The following is a 20,418-nucleotide window of genomic DNA, read 5'->3' on the forward strand; positions in this document are numbered from 1 at the left end:
ATAGGTTAAAAATTCAGGCTTAAGCCAACTTGAATGCTGAAAGGACGCGGATAAGGATTAGAATCAATACCGCTTGCTACCTCAGGGTCGATGCCTTTATATTTAGAAATAATAAAAGGATTTTGAGCAGTAAGGAACGCACGGCCAGAGCATGTTTCATGACCGGCTACCTTAAATAATGCAGGGAAAGAATAACCTAAAGTAATGTTTGAGCACTTCAGATAAGAAGCATTACGTACGAAGTAATCGCTCAAATAATTATCGTTACCTACTCCTACACCGGTAAAGCCCAATGCTACAGCCTCGGCAGTAGAGTTATGCAGGGCACTGTTAGAATACAAGCCGGATTGGCTGACCATTGCACGATTCGACAAGAAATCGTAATAAACATAGTTACCAATAGAAGCACGGAAAGACATACTCAAATCCCAGTTCTTATAGAGGAATTTAGTTGTAAGACCCATAATAACATCAGCAGAGGGTTTCTTGTAGAAATAACGGTCACCATTGTCAATACGTCCGTTACCATCACGGTCTACGTACATACCTTCAATAGGTTTACCATTCTCATCATATACTTGCTGATACACAAAGAATGAGTTAGTTGCTTTACCTACAGTATTTGCCTGAATCAAGGTATTGTTACCACGGCTGATCTTATCTCCCGACCATGCATAATAGCCTGCATCGCCATCCACCAAGTCAGTGATCTCATTATGGTTCCAAGCAATATTATAGCTTACATCCCAAGTAAAATCTTTAGTTACAATAGGTTTAGCATTAATAGAGAATTCCACACCATAATTCTTCAGCGAACCGATATTCTTTGTCAACTGAGAACCAAACTGCATACCTACAGGAATAGTGATAGAATTCAGCAAATCTTTGGTTTCGCGGTAGTAACCATCAATATTGGCTGTGATGCGGTTATTCAGGAAGCCCAAATCGATACCGGCATTATAGGTAGTTGTAGTCTCCCACTTCAAGTCAGGATTGTAAGCCGACGGACGCATCGTACCATAGTAAGTATCGCCAAAAGGATACTGAGCGAAAGAGTCGCTTGAAGTATAATGAGTTTCATAACCGAAATCAGAGTTAATATCCTGCTGACCTGTCATACCCCATCCCAAACGAAGTTTGAATTCATTCCACCAAGTAAGATTCTTCATAAATGCCTCTTCATTGATTTTCCACGCCAATGCCACAGAAGGGAAGTAACCCCATCTATTGTCTTCAGAGAAACGAGAAGAACCATCGGCACGGAACGTAGCCGTAAGCATATATCTGTTGAGCAACGTATAATTTAAGCGACCGAAGTAAGAAACTAAAGAGTTATGCGTAGCCCATGCTTGTTCCTCTCTCAATTTGGCATCATGAGGAGTACCATCGTAAGGATCGGTACCTTGACCATAGTCATAACCACTGCGGTGGAAGTGACTTTCTTCGGCACCAACCATTATATCAAAATTATGGGCGCCTATTTCCTTAACGTACTGAGCATAAGCATTAGCTGTGACACTATATTTATAAGTCTGCGTTATACCATTCCAACCAAAGTAGTTGTTAGAATAAGAATACTTGGAGATTATATCGTCCTGCTTACTTTCAGTATACTGTCCACCATAACTGGCATGCAGACGTAAATCTTCAAAGCCATGTACCTTATAGTCTACATCAAAGTTACCTGTAAAGTCATTGGCAACAGCCTGTACATCCTTAAGTTTCAACAGAGCTAAAGGATTCTGAGGAGCATTGGGATTATTAGTATATTTCCATTCTGCATTGAAATCTTTAGGTGACTGCGAATGTTGAAAATAACCATCGAAAAATGGAGCACGGGCATCATCAGCATCAAAGTATACCGGCTGAGTGGGATCCATTGAAAGAGCAGAACCTATTGCACCGCCTGCATCAGCATAACGGTCTTTCTCATACATATACTTAGCGTTAATCTTCAAATTGAGGTGATCATCGAAGAAAGAAGGAGAAAGATTCAAGCCGACATTGGCACGGCGCATCCATGAGGTTTCAACGATACCGTCAGAAGCGTTATATCCCAAACTCAAACGGTAAGGCATATTTTTCAAACCACCGGATACTGATACATTATGACTATGAGAGATAGCAGTGCGGAATATTTGATCTTGCCAATCAGTATTAGCGTTACCCATACCTACTTCACCGGCTTTATCGCCCCAGATGTTATTAACAAGTTCACGAAACTCATCACCATTGAGTACATCATACTTTTTCTGGATCATAGAAATTGTCATGTCACCGTTGTAAGAAACCTTAGGGGCAGAACCACTCTTACCTTTCTTAGTGGTAATAATGATAACACCGTTTGAAGCACGGCTACCGTAAATGGCAGTAGCAGAAGCATCCTTTAAAACTGTAAAAGTTTCAATATCATTCGGATTAACCATAGCCAAGGGATTACTCATTCCTTTTGGAGTATTGTTATCAATGGTCAAACCATCAATAACAATCAACGGATCGTTTGAAGCATTAAGAGAAGATCCGCCACGCACGCGAATCTGAGCACCTGCACCCGGAGTACCACCTGCAGTGATAACATCGACACCGGCCACTTTTCCAACCAACATATCCTGCGCATTGTTGGTGATACCTTTACTGAGTTCATCCGGTTTGATTGCCGTTACCGAACCTGTAAGATCATCTTTCTTGGTACGACCATACCCCACTACTACTACTTCACTCAATAATTCTGCATCATCTTTCAGTGTCACCATCACCATAGGAGCAGCAGCTACTTCTTGTGTCTGATAACCAATAAAAGATATTGTTAATGTAGCACCTTTAGGAACACTCAAGGTGAAATTTCCATCAAGGTCGGTGATTGTACCATTAGAGGTATTTCCTTTTTCTACAACATTCGCGCCTATCACTTCCAATCCCGTAGCATCTTTTACATGCCCTTTCACGGTAATGTTCTGTGCATAAACGCCAACAGACAAGAATAACCCTACTAATAGGGGAAGAATCATTCGATAGATTCTAAGATTAACTTGCTTCATGCATTTAAAAAATTAAAGTTAACAATATTAATTACCTATATTATATATTCGAAATTATCTTTCGATTACTTTCTCTTTTATAAGGTATCTATAACATGACGCAACAAAAATATGCTTTATAAAAATATTAAAATATAAGAAATATAAGAAATATGCAAATGCAACAGTGCAAACGATTGCACAGAGTTGCACCGTCGCATAAGATAAAAATCTTCATTTTAAAGAGACCTATACACAATCATTTTCAAGAAACTAAGAGATACAAAATATCAAAACAATAGTACCTACATCTATTCAGCATCCACAATGATAGTATATTCCTCATTTTCGCAACACACTTTAGTTTACAAATTCACAAACCAGCATATTCAGTGAATAAAGAAGGGATAAGAATACGCTATTATTGCATATAATTGCAGCTTTGATAGCTACTTATGCAGAAAAGGGTTACTACTTACGGGTGAAAGGGTTACTACTTATAGGTAAAAAGGTTACTACTTATAGGCAAAAGGGTTACTACTTATCGCCAACGCACTTATTTGTGTCAGTTTTTTCACCTATAAAAACGGTTTTAGAGAGCTGTTTCGTTCCAGAACAAATGTAACAATTTCGCTATCCAACTATTATTCTGACATTTACCGTTTTTCATTCCCATATTTCCATCTCGGTAGACATACGGACAGAAACAGTGCATTCTCAGTCAACTAAAAATACAATTTGTCACAATGACACTTATCCCTATTTCCCGTTTTTTCATTATCCACTCTCCTAATTACCCCGAAATCATTGCAAACCGCATACTGCTATTCATTAGGTTCAGCCGATATTTCCGATGCATGAGTTAAAACCTTCCTGACGATTGTATCTATATACCCAACACCACCCATATATAGATGCAGTCTCCTAGTGTTTCGTGTCCTTTATGAAGGTTTTTCGGAGGAAAAGCCACACTATTCTATACCTGTCTGATGCCACTTCTTTACGAATAATACCAAGTATTTATTAAATCCACATTGCCAATTTACGAGTAACCACATTTGTGGTACAACTGCTTCACATTGATGGAGCACATGAACCACCATTATGAAACAGGTGAACCACAATTGTGGCCATTCTAAATTAAACGTATATTAATCAAAAGAACATTGTATATCAGCGGAATATACATGTGTCATTAACAGAAAGAAGAGTAGGCTCTATCCCTGACAAAGCGTGCAAGCAACTTTTTACTTGCACGCAAATAAAGTTGCTGCCACCACGCTTTTTCAACTATTTATCAGCAACTTACAGCAAATAGTGCAAGCGTGCAAGTAAATATGACGTTAAACTTATAGTAAGGTAACGAGGGGACAACTACCCTCATAACGGAAATAGAAAGGAATAAAAGTGATTAGTGTTTGGTGATAAGTGATTAGCGCCATTCGGTATATTATTTTTTAGACGCGGATGACACGGATAAAGCGGATTTAAAAGGCTGCGCTATAAAAATGGATAAAAAAAAGATCCGCGTCATCCGTGTCATCCGCGTCTAAAAGATTATTTATCATTTAGTTCATAACCATATAGAAACGAACAAATTTTGATGCGGTTGCCCTGATTAAATTTCCCTTTTTAATACTGAAAATAGAACATAAATAAGTACTTTTGTGTATTGATGTATAAAAACAGACAAATATGAGCAATAAGATTTATCCCATAGGAATACAAAATTTCGAAAGTCTCCGTCAGGATGATTATTTCTATATTGATAAGACGGCATTAATTTATCAAATGGTAAAAACCGGCCGTTATTACTTCCTGAGCCGTCCACGTCGTTTCGGTAAGAGTTTGCTCATCTCAACACTGGAAGCATACTTCCGGGGGAAAAAGGAACTGTTTATGGGACTGGCTATAGAAAAATTGGAAAAAGACTGGATAAAGTATCCGATACTGCATCTCGACCTCAATATTGAGAAATATGACGCACCGGAGAGTTTGGATAATATACTTGAGAAATCGTTGGTAGCGTGGGAAAAACTCTACGGCGCCGAACCATCCGAACGCTCCTTCTCCCTGCGCTTTGCAGGTATTATAGAACGTGCCTGCGAACAAACCGGGCAACGCGTAGTAATTTTGGTAGATGAATACGACAAGCCCATGTTGCAGGCTATCGGTAACGAAGAGCTACAAAAACAATTCCGGAATACTTTAAAGGCATTTTATGGCGTACTCAAAACGATGGATGGCTGCATCAAGTTTGCCCTGCTGACGGGAGTGACAAAGTTTGGAAAGGTCAGCGTGTTCAGTGATCTAAACAACTTGGACGACATATCAATGCGGAATCAGTACATTGAAATCTGTGGGGTTAGCGAACAGGAGATTCATTCTAATTTGGAAAATGAAATCCATGAATTTGCAGCTGCACGGGGAGTGACGTATGACAAACTCTGCGCCGAACTCAGAGAAAACTATGACGGTTATCATTTCACTCATAACTCTATCGGTATATACAATCCATTCAGCCTTCTTAATGCCTTCAAATATAAGGAATTCAACAGCTATTGGTTTGAAACGGGAACGCCTACTTACTTGGTAAAACTGCTAAAGAAGCACCATTACGACCTGGAACAGATGGCACATGAAGAAACCGACGCCCAAGTACTGAACAGCATCGATTCTGAATCGACCAATCCCATTCCGGTGATTTATCAAAGTGGGTATCTTACCATCAAAGGATACGATGAACGCTTTGGTATGTATCGCTTAGGTTTTCCCAACCGTGAAGTAGAGGAAGGTTTCATCCGTTTCCTCCTGCCTTTCTATACAAATATCAACAAAGTAGAAGCCCCGTTTGCCATTCAGAAATTTGTTCGTGAAGTGGAATCGGGAGATTATGATTCCTTCTTCCGCCGCCTGCAAAGTTTCTTTGCAGATACCACTTACGAAGTAATCCGCGAACAGGAACTGCACTACGAAAATGTACTCTTCATCGTTTTTAAATTAATAGGTTTCTATACCCAAGTGGAATATAATACCAACAACGGACGCATCGACCTCGTATTGAAGACAGACAAATTCATTTATATCATGGAATTCAAGTTGGAAGGTACTGCCGAAGAAGCTTTGCAGCAAATTAATGACAAGCGTTATGCACTTCCTTTCGAGATGGATGAACGAAAACTATTTAAAATAGGAATAAACTTCAGTGAGAAAACCCGGAACATTGAAAAATGGGTGGTAGAATAAAAAGAGGGCATCACCTCATTTGAAAGTGACGCCCTCTTTTCTTTACTCTGTAACAGACCTCAGCACAAGCTTACCAGATTTCACCCCTTTAGCCTTAGCCTCAAAAATGATTTCACCGGGCTGTTCGGCCATTTGAACAATGGCTGTCAGTTGGCCACTGAAAGCGGGCATCTTCGGCAAGTGGAACAAATCGAGTGAAGTAGCATCTCCATTAGCAGCAGCACGATAATAGCCCGCACCTTTCACCGTAAAGTTAACAAGACGACTATCCGAAGGACAGAGGTTTCCATCTTTATCAACCACGCGAACTGTGATATAGGCCAAGTCTTTGCCATCGGCAGTAAGTTGCGAACGATCAGCTACCACTTCCAAGTGATGAGGTTTACCGGCAGTACGGACCACTTTCTCCTCTGCTATTTTACCTGAAACATCATAAGCTACGACTTTCACCTCACCTGGCTCATAAGGAACATCCATCCACATCAAGCGGTAACGACGTTGGAGAGCAAGCGCATCTTTGCCTTGAATAGCTTTACTTTCTTCAGCTGTCAGTTTATGCTGTTTACCATAACTTTTCCCATTAACGAAAAGTTCGGCAACCGGATAGCTGGTGTAAACGAAGACAGGAGTATTCTCCCCTTCCCTACCCGGCCATGTCCAGTGAGGAAGTACATGGAGTGTATTCACATTTTTATTCCAAAGACTACGATACAAATAGTAGCGGTCTTTAGGGAGGCTGGCAAGGTCAATAATACCAAACAAAGAACTATGACTCGGCCATGCATCCGTATCATAGGGAGAAGGCTCACCCAGATAATCGAATCCTGTCCAAACGAATTGACCGATAGTCCAGTCATAATCATCTGCTAAAGCAAAATCCTCATCGGGGACATTAGACCAAGAACAATGCTCCAAATCATAACCGGAAGACTGGTGATCGTCATACTTTGCATCCCCGCGTTTCTCTACAGGAAATTTATATACGCCACGGGAACTAACGGTAGAAGAAGTTTCGGAACCAAGCACTATATTCTGCGGTAGCAGTTCATAAGCTTCCAGATAACGGTGTGCACGATAATTAAAACCGGGTACATCAATCATTGCTGCAAAGCCATTCTTCAAAACACAGGAAACCTGATCCATACCGCAAGTAACAGGACGTGTCGGGTCTTCACGATGACAGATATCCTGCAAGAAAGAAGCAACTTTATAACCTACCGGGCTACATTGGGTAGGAACTTCATTGCCGATGCTCCACATCACGACACAAGGATTGTTGCGGAACTGATGCAGCATATTTATCATATCGCGTTCTGCCCACTCGTTGAAATAGCGGTGATAGCCATTCTCACATTTGGCAATGTCCCATTCGTCGAAAGGTTCCACCATCATCATAAAGCCCATTTCATCACAGAGTTGCACTAACTCCGGCGCAGGCATATTGTGAGCGGTACGAATAGCATCGCAACCCATATCTTTCAACAGTGTGAGTTGGCGACGTAATGCAGCAACATTGATGGCAGCACCCAACGGACCGAGATCGTGATGATTACATACCCCTTGGAACTTACGGTGCTTACCATTCAGGAAGAATCCTTTGTCGGCAATGATTTCTATGCTACGGATACCGAAACGAGTAGTGTATTCATCCGTTTGCTTGCCATCGGCATAGACTTGGGAAACAGCCTTATATAAATAAGGTGTCTCCGGCGACCACAAGCAAGGAGCATTCACCAGGAAGTTTTGTTCAAAAGGCTGCCCATGATTAATCTTACGGGTATTATCTTTCGTTGCAACAACTTTCCCATCGGGAGAGATAATTTCTGTTACGATACGGATATCTTTTCCTTCATCATTAGCAATAGTCGTCAACAGACGTACTGAGGCATACTCATCAGAAACATGAGGAGTAGTCAGCTGAGTACCCCATACAGGAACATGCACTTTATCAGTACTCACTACACGCACATTGCGATAAAGTCCTGCACCAGGATACCAACGGGAAGATTGAGGCTTATTCTCCAGACGTACAGCAAGGGTATTGTTTTTACCATCTTTATTCAGAAGTCCGGTGACATCGCAATGGAAAGAATTATAACCGAATGGCCAGAAACATGCTTCTTGCCCATTGACATATACACGGGCTTCACTCATTGCACCATCAAAGACAAGTGTCGTCTGCTGATCAGCGGGAGCATCGAACGTAGTACGATACCAACCTATTCCTACGTAAGGGAGTCCACCTGTACGTCCGGTCTTGACAGAAGCCTTCTTTTCGAAGTTCTGCGTTACTGCTACTTCCTGCAAGTCATTGCTGCGATCGAAAGGACCGAAGATGGCCCAGTCGTGAGGTACGGTTACGGTTTCCCATTTGCGATCATCAAATTCAGGCTTCATAGCTTCCGCTACTTCACCCTTCGTAAACTTCCAGTTCTTCTCCAACAGTGTTTCTATACGCTGAGCTTTTGCTATCAAAGAAAAAAGGATACAGCAGGAGAAAGAGATGAATAGTATCTTCTTCATTTTCAATCAAAGTATTTAATTAATGTTATTTAAAAGCATCCATTATAACAGTAGGACGCCCATCTTCTGTAAATGCTCCCAATCTATATTGACTCGGCCTGCACTCCGGTTCCCAATAGAACACTCCTTTACAACGACCGTTGGTATTTTCCTTGCACTCCTTCAAGATACGGGCAAGCTGTCTCTTTCCCTCGTTCAAAACAGAGGTACTTGCCAACCTACCATTGTCATCGGCGCACTCCATACCGGTTTCTACCACCATTACATCACAATTGTACTTGGTACTCAAAGCCTTGATGTTGCTGATACAGTCCGTAATGACGGCATCGGCAGATGAATAGCCTTCTTTGGCATCACGCGACCAATAAGGGTAAAGCGACATGCCTATCATGTCCCACTTGCCGCCGTTCTTCTTCAATTCATCGAAGAACCAGGTGAATAAGCTGCTGTCCCATCCATTGTCCAAGTGAACAATCACAATAGCATCGGGAAAAACCGACTTCACAGCATCGTATCCGGTAGTGACGAAAGCACCAAGGTTAGCCCAATTCATGGGATATACCACTTTGTCGGTAGCACTTGCTGGTGCATCTTTCAAATCCTTCTCCGTCACATTATAAGATGCGCCGCTCAAAGCCACGTCTTCATCCCACAACATGCCCGGGCGAATTTCATTCCCCACTTGTACCCATTTAGGAATAACCCCTATCGCCTTTAAGGCCTGAAGCACACTTACCGTATGGTCTTTAATGGCACTTTTCAAGTTTGCCAGATTTTTTCCTACCCATGACGCGGGTTTGTTTTGCTGAGCGGGGTCAGCCCACCAATCACTGTAATGAAAGTCTATCATTACATCCATCCCCAACTCTTTGGCTCTTTTGACCTTCTCCACCACATCGGCAGTGTTACACCAATTGCCATGTTTGCTCGGGTCTACCCATACGCGAATACGGATGGCATTAAGCCCCAGTTCCTTCATCAGAGCCGTACACTCACGCTGCTCACCTTTGGCATTATAGAAGTTGTAGCCTTTGGATTCGTATTCGGTGACCCATCCTATGTCAGCACCTTTGGCAAACTCCACCTCTGTAGTTCCGTCGTCACCATCGGGATCGACATCGGGCACAGGAATTGTTTCGTTATTACTGCTACACGCTACTATAGAAAAAGTAATACCCAAAAAGAAAGACAAAAATTTCATGTGTTTCATGGCAAATATAGTTATCAATGATACAAATATAATAAATAAAAGCATAATCATTCAAGCCAGATACTCCCTATCTCTATTTCCGTAGCCTTTTCAGCAACTCCATCAAAAGAGAGTTCGAGAGTTTCAATCCCCTCTACCTTGAAAGGTATTTCAGTCTGCGGGCGGAAATAATTATCAAGGAAGACCGGATAGACATGGGGAAGTAAAGCTGTATTTGTTTGCTTCAAATCCTGCAAGGGTACACGAATGATACCATCAGTCGCAGCGGCACACGAAGCAAGATAGGTATATCCGTCAGAAGTAATGAAGCCAGCTTTTAGTCCTTCGGGAATCTTCTTTGCATGGATACACAAAGTGCGGCAGGAAGCGAGTCGCTCAGGGCGTCCATCGATATCATCTTTAATGTAACGACGAAGAACGAAGACAGACGCCTTATCTTTAGACTCGAAAGTGATGCGCAAGGTCGGCTTCTCTGTCGGTGCATTTTGTATTAACTGGCGATTCGTGCGGCTCCATTCGGGCATAGTATATGTTTCCAACTTACTATCAGCATCCACTATTTCCAATAGAGGCAGTGATTTTTCAGGAGCAACTACGTTGGTTTCCCACAGAGTAGCCGAAGTATAGTCCCAATCCAGTGGACTCCTAGCCACTCCCGAAGGAAACGTTTGTCGCTTATCGCCTTGACAAACGACGATGTTATACCTAAAACAACCCTCTTTTATCTCTGTAGCAGGTACGGTAGCACGATAAGTGTAACCGCCTGTATGATTCATTTTCAGATAAGGATTCTTTTCATTCCAGAAGGATATCTTATCTGTATAAATAATAACGGAATCGGGCATTTCATGGCCTGCCACAATAGCCTCTATCTGTAGTTCTTTACCGGCATCTACTGTCTTGGCAGGAGAATGAGTAACAGTAAAACCGTTATTATCAGAAATGGATGGACGTACATATTCACCAAGAGTAATATTCTGCCAATGGGCATCAGCAGTCCATTTACCGGAAGTAGATATACCTTCACGCTGTAACAGATAAACACCCGGACGAAGAGTAGAAATCTTGCCATTCGCAGCTTGTGAACTGAATGTATTTCCATTATTCAAACCGTTCACCCGGAATTGCTTACCTAAATCAGGTAAATTCAGAGTCATATCCCATGCACCGGAGACAATGCGCATTACTTCTTTATCCAAAGAAGGCCTTGTAAACGGATCACTAGCCTGTACCGCATCGGGCATTACTTCCAAACGCCAAACACCCTCTTCCAAACGATCCAGCCAATAAACGCCCGTACCTTCATAATTCACCACCGGAGATTTGCCACAACCGGCTATTGCGCGAAGCTGAGAAATATCTTTCGGACGAGTTTGAGTCGTATTGGAATAGTAGAATTTCTCTCCGTCATTCAGTTCGCTTAAATCCTGCACATAGCTGACACGGAAGTCATTGAATAATGTATCTGCCGGATAACTGCCAAAACTCTCTCCCCTACCCACTTTCTGTGCCACTTCTGCGGCAATCATCAATCCGATAGCCTTATTCGGAGTGTATGCAACATTCAAGTAATGAGTCTGGTATTCGGTATTGTAGGCCGCCATGTCGATAGGATCATAGGCAAACTGAGTAATCCACTGGAAACCGGCTGTGCGGAAAGTGCGTACAGTGGCCGGATACATATAGGAATAAAGAATATCAGCGGGATCAAATTCATAAACCATACGAGCCTTCTTATTGAAACCTTTCAGATTGGAGAAAGGAATATCGTAGCGGTCTACGGAAGGCAGGAAGTTCCCTTTGCGGGTATGTCCGGATACAAGACCAATAGGATACCATTGATAGGTAGTACCCTGTATGGCTGTAGAATAGTAAGCCTCTACTACATGCTGATTATGACTGACATTGTAGAACACCGGTTTGCGGTTGCCTGCACGCTTCAAGGCAGACAGCATCTTATCTATGTAATTACGCGTTTCAGCAACAGTGCCGGGATGACAAGGCTCATTGTTTATTTCAAAGCCTACGATATAAGGATCATCTTTATAAGCATAACCTGTATAAGGATTCACATGGCGTACAAGATCAGCAATATACTTTTCCTGTGCAGCAATAGCTCCTACATCACTATGAACAGCACATTTATCATAATGGGATGAGAAGCCACCGGTGGGCTGATTGCGTTCCGGATAACCGTTGCCAAAATTTGTCTGTGCCGTGATAACGGTACGGATACCGCGTTCCTGTAATTTATGGATAAGGTAGTCCAATAGTTCCAAGTGCTCATTTTCCTGCAAGTTACCTTCTGCATCGGAAATCTCTACGTCCCAGATGTGAATACGGTAAGCATTCAGTCCCAGGCGTGCCATGTGATAGACATCACGATCGATAGCAGCTTTACGGTCCACTCCCAGATAGCCCATTGCCCGGTAGGCATGTGCAAAGGGTAAGGTATAGTTCACACCAAAGAAAGAAGCTTCTTTCTTCGTATCCGACCAACGCATGACGCCGCCGGCATCTACATAGATAGTAGGAACGCTTTTTTGTACTTTGTTCTGTGCCGGAGCAACTACTGCCAGCAAACAAGTAATCAAGATAAGAATGTGTCTCTGCATGTCATCAAATTCAAGTTGGTTTTTCTTGACGGCAAAAGTAATGGAGTGCGATTATTCGTCAAAGCAGATATCGGACATAAAAGGAAACAAAAAGGACACCTACTGATTATCAACAACATAAACAGACTATTTATATGATTCAAGAGCAGCTTTGCTAAACAAAACTCACCACTCGTTGTTCTCTTCGGAACGATAACAATCTAATAAAGAAACAATGAAAAAGTTAACGTATTCTTTCCTGTTCCTGATGCTCCTGACATCAGTTCCGGCCCTTGCCGATTATGCGCCTGTCAATGTACAGACAGCACTGAAAAAGATGTATCCTGCCGCCAAGGATGTTGCCTGGTCACGGGATGAGACCTACTATGTAGCGGACTTTATACAGAATGGTTTCGATACAAAGGTCTGGTTCAATTCCGAGGCACAATGGGAAATGAAACAGATTGACTGGGGAACAATGGATGAGGTGCCCAATGCCGTATACAATGCTTTTGCCGCAAGCGAATATTCCGACGGAATGGTGCAGGGAGTCACCTTAGTTCAGTTCCCCAAACGGGAAGCAGTGGTTTCCGTAGTTGTGGGAATGGCGAATACACAGACCAGGTACCAACTACTGTTCACCCTTGACGGTGGACTGGAAGATGAACGCAATGCGACCTATTTCAACAACCTGCTTGGCGCGGAAGTCTTCTTATAAAAGAGAAGCCCTCCCTCACACATACTGTTTCGGAGTCACCCCAAACTCTGCCTGGAAGCATTTAGAAAAATAGGAATGATTGGAGAAACCGACCATATACATCACTTCGGCCACAGTAAACTTCTGCTGTTTCAGCAGCATAGCCGCCTTTTTCATGCGGATGGACTTAATGTATTCCACAGGTGTCATACCTGTCAGTTGCTTTATCTTGCGGTACATCTGCTTGTTATTGATGTCGGTCCATTCGCAAAGGGCATTCACATTCAGTTCGGAGTCTGAGATGTGTTCTTCAATCAGATGAATCACACTTGCCAGGAACTTCTCATCATAAGAAACTGCCTCTATCTCTTTCGGGGTAGAAAGAACTTCCATGCGGGCTTTCGCCTCATGCGTCTCCCGGCTATGTAATAATTGCTCCACACGAGAAAGTAAAATATCCGGTTCAAAGGGTTTAGGAATGAAAGCATCTATATGCAACCGGATACTTTCAAGCTCTGTTTCCTTATCGCTTTTCGCTGTCAGCAAGATGATGGGAATGGTGGATGTAGGAACATGCTTCTTGATATGACGCACCATTTCAAGCCCATCCATTACGGGCATCATGACATCAGCTATAATCAGATCGGGCATTAGTTCCAAGGCAAGTTCCATACCTATCTTACCATTTCCTGCCAAACGACAACGATACTTGGTATGCAATAGCTGATAGATAAACTCTGAAACTTCCGGAGTATCATCCACAATCAGAAGCACTGGGGCATCCGGAGCGGGCATATCTGTATCGAAAGCCGGAATTTCTACTTTGGCAACAGTAAGTTCGATGTCAGAAGAAACAGTTTCCGGAGAAATTTCTACGACAGGCTGTTCCATAGCAATCACCGGAAGAGTCAGCATAATGGTAGTACCTTTATTCTCTTCTGAAGAAAGGTAAACATTACCGCCATGCAGTTCCGTATAAGTCTTTACCAAATATAGCCCGATACCCGTTCCCTCCTTTTTGCCTGCCGTCTTGGGAGACTGAAAGAAACGCTGGAAGACATACGGTTGATCCTGGTGGGGAACACCGATACCTGTATCTGATACAGAGATATTCACCTTTTTATCAGAAGCCTGTAAACGAAGCGTTACCTCACCCTCCTCCGGAGTATACTTCACAGCATTAGACAAAAGATTATCCAAGATAGATTCCAGCTTTATGGCATCCATCTGTATGTATATCTTTTCACGGTCGGTATAGAAATGGAAAGTTAGCTTCTTCTCTTTCGTCTTCTCCTCTGCATACATGGCAAATAAACCACGCGCAAAAGATACTAGTTCGATTTGAGAAAATATCAGCAACGTATTGTTGCCACTATCCACCCGGTTGAAGTCCAGTCCCTGATGAATAAGTGAATTCAGCTTCATGGCATTGCGATGCACCTGCTCCAGTTGTTTCTTTTCCTGCTGGTCCTTGATACCGGGCAGCAGTTTACTGATAGGAGCGATAATCATGCTCAACGGAGTTTTCAAGTCGTGGGAAAGATTGGTGAAAAACTCTATCTTCGCCTGTGATTGTTCCAGAATCTTCTCCTTCTCCATACGTTCCAGCTTCAAGCGATTCTTTACACGAAAGAAGTTGATGGTCCAGATCACCAGTACCAAGCAGAGTAAGGCATAGAATACCTTTGCCCACGGAGTATAGTACCAGGGCGGAATGATATGAACCTCCAGTGTATAAGCCCGGTCCGATGGTTTTCCATAAATGTCCAACTTACTCACCAGCAGACGATAGTCTCCATAACTCAGGTTATTGTAAGTAATACGGTTCGTATTCGCTTTCAACAAGTTCCACTCACGATCCACGCCTTCCAGACGATAGACTAATTTGCTTTTCTCTTCAAGAGAATAAGGCAGGTCGGAAAGTTCAAAGGCAAGGTTATTCTGGTCATAAGCCAGTTCTATCCGTTGCGAGTAACGGATACTTTGTCCGGGCAATGAGAAAGTACCGGAGCGTCTGGTATCGGAATGTGAAACATCAGTTTGTGAGGCATTGGGCTGATACTGTTGGTTGTTGATGTAAATGGCAGTCAGGATAAGAGGCTTTTCAGTGTGTTCTGCCAGCAGAACTTCCGGTGAAGATATGGCAAAGCCATCTGCCGTACCCAAATAAAACTCTCCGCTTGTCCGGTCGAAGAACATGCTGGTGAAGCGTTTATCGGTGATATTCAGCCGGCGAATTTCCAGTGTCCGCTGGTCTGCCACCCAGAAACCATCGGTGGTAGATATCCAGATTTTTCCGTCAGCCTCAGCCATGGAGAGTATCGCATAGTGGTTGTACTCATCAAAAGGAAGCATGCGGATACTATCGTTATCGGGCTGTACACGCATCACACCACCGGGAAAGCCTATCCAGATATGACCGTCTTGGGCAGAGAGGATGAAGTTGGGGGTTCTTTCGCCTGTCAGCTCGTCCGGAGCAATATGGGTTATCTCGCCTGTGCGGGGATTTATCTTCTCGATGCTGTTGGCACTGTTGTACAGCAATGCCCATACATTCCCCTCACGGTCGGGAATCAGCTGGTTGATGAACATGCCCGAAAGGCCGTTGTGGATGGAATACATCTTCTCTGCCATATAGGAAGCACCGGAGGAACGCATAAGGTTCTGTTTATCCACCACAAAGATTCCACCGAGACAAGTGGCTATCCAGAGCTGCCCTTCCCGGTCTTCAAATAAATGATACGCCCAGTTGGCATTGTAGCGGCGGGTGCTGTCCACAATACTATAATGGACGAACTGGCGGTTCTTCGAATCATAACGGCTGATGCTGCCATCGGTAGCCACCCAGAGTTGCCGCTCCCGGTCTTCATAAAGATGGCGTACCCGGTTGTGCGACAAGGGGTATTTCCGATCCCCCATTTTATACCAGGCAACCTCTTGTTCTCCCCCCGTGGGCCGGGTGAAACGGATCAGTCCGTTGGTTCCGCCAAACCAGTAGTTTCCGTGCGTATCGCGAAGCATGGAATAGAACTGGTTCCCCTCTCCCGTTCCGGTGATTTGTGAAATAGGGATATAACGCAACGCATTATTATTCCGTGACATGGAAATTCCGTAATCCGTGCCCAGCCAGATGTTATGTTCCCGGTCGGCAAAGATGGTCCAGATGATATTATTGGAGAGTGATTGCAGATTTCGGGAGTCGTGGACCACGTGCAGCAAAGGTTCTCCTTCCTGATATACATACAAACCATTGTCCGTTCCCACCAGCAACTGCCCACTGCCATCCAGTGCCAACGACTTGACGGAATTATCATGGAAAGCATCAATCCTCTGAATACGCCCGTCAGCAGGCGTATATCTGAAAAGACACCCTTCCGTACCGATCCATATGCAGCCACGTGCCGTATCTTCCAGTAGGGAATTGATAAACTGGTTGCTCCGGTTGCCACTGCGAGGAAGGTCTATTACTTCAAAATGCCGGGTAGCGGGAATATAGCGGCAGAAGCCATTATAGGTGCCAATATAAAGAAGCCCATCCGAAGAGCGGATCAGTGAATAGATGGTCGGGTGTGGAATACCTTCGGTAACGGCAGAGAGTTGGTGGTCGTTCAGCGAATAGGTATAGAGGCCGTTCAATGTTCCTAACCACAGCATACCGTCATGCACAAGCAATGCGCGGATATCGGTCGGAAGCTGCATTTCCAGTTCTTCGTAGGTATCTGTGCGATAGTTGTAAATCAGCAGACCATTGTCGGCACCCAGATAAAGATAGGTACTGTCTACCACTGTACCGCAATAAATCTGTGTATTGTTACGCTTGGCGAAAGTGAAATGTGGCTGCGTAGAATAACCGTCATAACTGAACAACCCTTTATTGGAACCGATCCATATCAGTCCCTGTGTATCTTGCAGGAAGCAATAGATTACAGAAGCTTCCGTCCCCGGACTGATATTATCGAACAAGCGATAATCCGGTTTCTGTCCGGACAGCTTGACGGGAAGCGTTATCTGCAAAAGTATGAATAGAAGAAGAAAAACAGGTCTGTGCATACACTTCAGGTTGTTAAAGGTCGGGGACAAAGATAAAATTAATCTGTCACAAACGCCCTGCATCTTTCTGAAAAATTGCCTAAATCTTATGAGGGAATCCTTTAAAGTAACCTATCTAATCGTTTGCTATGCTCTGAAACTTTTCACTCCTTCTTCCTTCTATGTAACACCCAGCCCAATACATTCTGCCTCATACTTACCAACTCTTAGAATACATGCAAACGTTTGCACAACTCTCTAACCCGATAACTGTCAGTGAAGAAGCGATATTTCATGTATTCAGCTATTTTTGCAACCGGATAGGTCAGTTCAATAAGATAAGCTGCACCTCAGCAATAAAAAACAAACAAACTTATTTTGTATTGTTTTTGGTTTGCACTACCTTTGGATAAAGGAATACTTAGAGAATACCATGAATAAACCGCAGATTACCATCAAGGACATAGCACGGGCGTTGAACGTCTCGCCCTCTACCGTGTCAAGAGCGTTGAAGGACAACCCGGATATCAGCCGGGAAACCCGCGATCTTATACATGCTTACGCCCGCGAGCATAATTATAAGCCTAACGTACTTGCAGTAAATCTTCGAGCCAGCCGTTCGAATACAATTGGTGTAATTGTGCCGCAACTGGTACATCACTTTTTCTCGTGCGTGCTGAGTGGCATTGAAAAGGCTGCTGCCGAAGCAGGATACAATATTCTGGTAGCCCAGAGCAACGAATCTTATGAGCAGGAAGTAAAAATCGTACATTCATTCCTTGCCGCCCGCGTCTGTGGTGTGATTGCCTCTCTGGCAAAAGATACTTCCCAATACGACCATTATCAGGACCTGCTGAATAATAATATCCCCATTGTGTTCTACGACCGCATCTGTACCGGATTGAAAACGGAACGGGTGGTAGTAGACGACTATGCCGGTTCTTTTGCCGCCGTGGAGTATATGATACAGACAGGTTGCAAGCGTATCCTGTTTTATGGAGCAGCACCGCATCTGGAAATCACCAAGAATCGCCGGAATGGCTATCTGGATGCCATGAAGAAATACAAAATTCCCGTGGACGACAGCATGATTATGCTGTGTGATACACGAGAACGCGCCATATCCATCACCCCTGACATACTGGAAGGTCCCGGCCATCCCGATGGTTTCTTCGCCATCAATGACGAAACAGCTTCGGGCATTCTGTATGCCTGTAAACTGGTTGGAAAGAAAGTGCCCGAAGAAGTATCGATCTGCGGATTTACCGACGGTGCCATTGCCCAAAGCACAGATCCCAAACTGACCACCGTGGAACAGCACGGAGAAGAAGTCGGAAAAAGTGCTTTCAGCATTCTGGCAGACAAGCTGGAAGGAGGCGATGACAAGAGTAGTAACAAGATTGTGAGAACGAATCTTGTAGTGAGAGGAACAACGAAATGAATGAGTGACAAGCTACGAGCTACGAGTGACGAGTAGGCTGCGCGAAATTGCCAGTATGCCGAAAGGAACTCGTAGCTTGTAGCTCGTAGCTCGTAACTAATAATTTATTAAGAATGAAAGTAAAACCTGATTTGAGCTTTTGGAAGCTGTGGAATATCAGCTTCGGCTTCTTTGGCGTACAGATCGCATATGCTTTGCAAAGTGCGAACATCAGCCGTATTTTCGCGACATTGGGTGCAGACCCACATAGTTTAAGTTATTTCTGGATATTGCCACCATTGGCAGGTATCATCGTGCAGCCCATCGTAGGTGCTGCAAGCGACAAAACGTGGACACGCTTCGGACGACGTATTCCTTACCTGTTTGTCGGTTCACTGGTAGCCGTACTGGTAATGTGCCTGCTGCCGAATGCCGGTAGTTTCGGTATGGCAGTCAGCACGGCAATGATATTCGGATTAGTATCGTTGATGTTTCTGGATACATCCATCAATATGGCGATGCAGCCATTCAAAATGATGGTGGGCGACATGGTCAATGAAAAGCAAAAGGGCCTTGCATACTCTATCCAGAGTTTCCTGTGTAATGCCGGTAGCTTGGTAGGTTTCTTGTTCCCGTTCATCTTTACATGGATAGGCATCAGTAACATAGCTCCCCAAGGTGTAGTTCCCGACTCAGTTATCTATTCCTTCTATATTGGAGCAGCCATTCTGATACTTTGCGTCATCTACACCACGGTAAAGGTGAAAGAAATGCCACCTGCCGAATATGCAGAATACCATGGTATCACCGAAGAGGAAGAAAAGGAAAAGATCAATATGGTGAAGCTACTGGTGAAAGCACCGAAAGCTTTCTGGACAGTAGGCTTAGTGCAGTTCTTCTGCTGGTTTGCTTTCATGTTCATGTGGACTTATACCAATGGTAGTGTAGCTGCCAATGTATTCGATGCTCCTACTGTTGAAACAGTGGTAAATGGCATAAGTAAAATAATGCTGGACACTAAGAGTATCCAGTATCAGAATGCTGCCGATTGGGTAGGCGTACTGTTTGCCGTACAGGCCATCGGCTCCGTACTCTGGGCAGTATGTATCCCGATGTTCAAGAATCGCAAACAGATCTACTCACTCAGTCTTATTTTGGGTGGTATAGGTTTTATCTCCACGTATTTCGTTCATAATCAATATATATTATTTATCTCATTCCTGCTTATCGGTTGCGCATGGGCAGCTATGCTGGCATTGCCTTTCACCATTTTGACCAATGCTCTGAGCGGCGGACACATGGGTACCTACCTGGGACTGTTCAACGGAACAATCTGTATTCCACAGATTGTAGCTGCTGCACTGGGTGGTAGTATTCTTGCCCTGTTTACCCCAAAAGGCATGTTACCACCTGAAATAAATATGCTCGTCATGGCAGGTGTGATGCTGATCATCGGTGCCGTCTGTGTATATTTAATTAAAGAGACCAAGGGGGAACAAGCAAAAGCATAATCCCCACAAGAACATACTTTGAAGGGGATATCTATTCCTCTACGACGAACAACTCTTTTCTCTACGATAATCGCCTCGCTCCTTTAAAAGGACTGGGGCGATTCTTATAAAGGAATCAAACACATCTTATTCTTTAGATATTTTTTGTCTTCTTTTTTTTCCTCATCATTG

The 20,418-nt window shown here is 43.6% G+C and carries 9 protein-coding genes; 4 read left to right on the forward strand and 5 right to left on the reverse strand.

Going from position 1 to position 20,418, the window contains the following annotated elements; genetic code table 11:
* Window positions 1–5: 5 nt before the first annotated feature.
* Window positions 6–3,038, reverse strand: coding sequence for a TonB-dependent receptor (locus DW036_RS08080; RefSeq protein ID WP_118462835.1), 3,033 nt, complete (start codon window positions 3,036–3,038; stop codon window positions 6–8).
* 1,674 nt (window positions 3,039–4,712) lie between these two features.
* Here DW036_RS08080 and DW036_RS08085 point away from each other — a divergent pair.
* On the forward strand, window positions 4,713–6,263 hold the full coding sequence (locus DW036_RS08085; protein ID WP_118462838.1) for an ATP-binding protein: 1,551 nt from the start codon (window positions 4,713–4,715) through the stop codon (window positions 6,261–6,263).
* A 42-nt stretch (window positions 6,264–6,305) separates the two neighbouring features.
* Here DW036_RS08085 and DW036_RS08090 read toward each other — a convergent pair whose 3' ends face one another.
* The 3 genes from DW036_RS08090 to DW036_RS08100 are packed head-to-tail and all read right to left on the reverse strand — an operon-like array spanning window position 6,306 to window position 12,611.
* The gene (locus DW036_RS08090; RefSeq protein WP_118462841.1) at window positions 6,306–8,786 is read right to left on the reverse strand and encodes a glycoside hydrolase family 2 TIM barrel-domain containing protein; all 2,481 of its coding nucleotides are present in this window, start codon (window positions 8,784–8,786) and stop codon (window positions 6,306–6,308) included.
* Window positions 8,787–8,811: 25 nt separating this feature from the next.
* Window positions 8,812–9,996, reverse strand: a complete 1,185-nt coding sequence (locus DW036_RS08095; protein ID WP_118463223.1) for a glycosyl hydrolase 53 family protein — start codon at window positions 9,994–9,996, stop codon at window positions 8,812–8,814.
* A 47-nt stretch (window positions 9,997–10,043) separates the two neighbouring features.
* Window positions 10,044–12,611, reverse strand: coding sequence for a hypothetical protein (locus DW036_RS08100; RefSeq protein ID WP_118462844.1), 2,568 nt, complete (start codon window positions 12,609–12,611; stop codon window positions 10,044–10,046).
* Between the two features lie 214 nt (window positions 12,612–12,825).
* Here DW036_RS08100 and DW036_RS08105 point away from each other — a divergent pair, with 214 nt between their 5' ends.
* Window positions 12,826–13,308, forward strand: coding sequence for a PepSY-like domain-containing protein (locus tag DW036_RS08105; RefSeq protein WP_118462846.1), 483 nt, complete (start codon window positions 12,826–12,828; stop codon window positions 13,306–13,308).
* A gap of 15 nt (window positions 13,309–13,323) precedes the next feature.
* On the opposite strand, the gene DW036_RS08110 is transcribed toward DW036_RS08105, so the two are convergent.
* Window positions 13,324–17,337, reverse strand: a complete 4,014-nt coding sequence (locus tag DW036_RS08110; RefSeq protein ID WP_118462849.1) for a two-component regulator propeller domain-containing protein — start codon at window positions 17,335–17,337, stop codon at window positions 13,324–13,326.
* A 412-nt stretch (window positions 17,338–17,749) separates the two neighbouring features.
* Here DW036_RS08110 and DW036_RS08115 point away from each other — a divergent pair, with 412 nt between their 5' ends.
* On the forward strand, window positions 17,750–18,757 hold the full coding sequence (locus DW036_RS08115; RefSeq protein ID WP_118463226.1) for a LacI family DNA-binding transcriptional regulator: 1,008 nt from the start codon (window positions 17,750–17,752) through the stop codon (window positions 18,755–18,757).
* Window positions 18,758–18,870: 113 nt separating this feature from the next.
* Entirely contained in the window at window positions 18,871–20,247 is a 1,377-nt protein-coding gene (locus DW036_RS08120) for an MFS transporter (RefSeq protein WP_118462852.1), read from the forward strand.
* Window positions 20,248–20,418: the final 171 nt, after the last annotated feature.

It is taken from the genome of Bacteroides sp. AF39-11AC, from assembly GCF_003474285.1.
GTDB lineage: Bacteria > Bacteroidota > Bacteroidia > Bacteroidales > Bacteroidaceae > Bacteroides.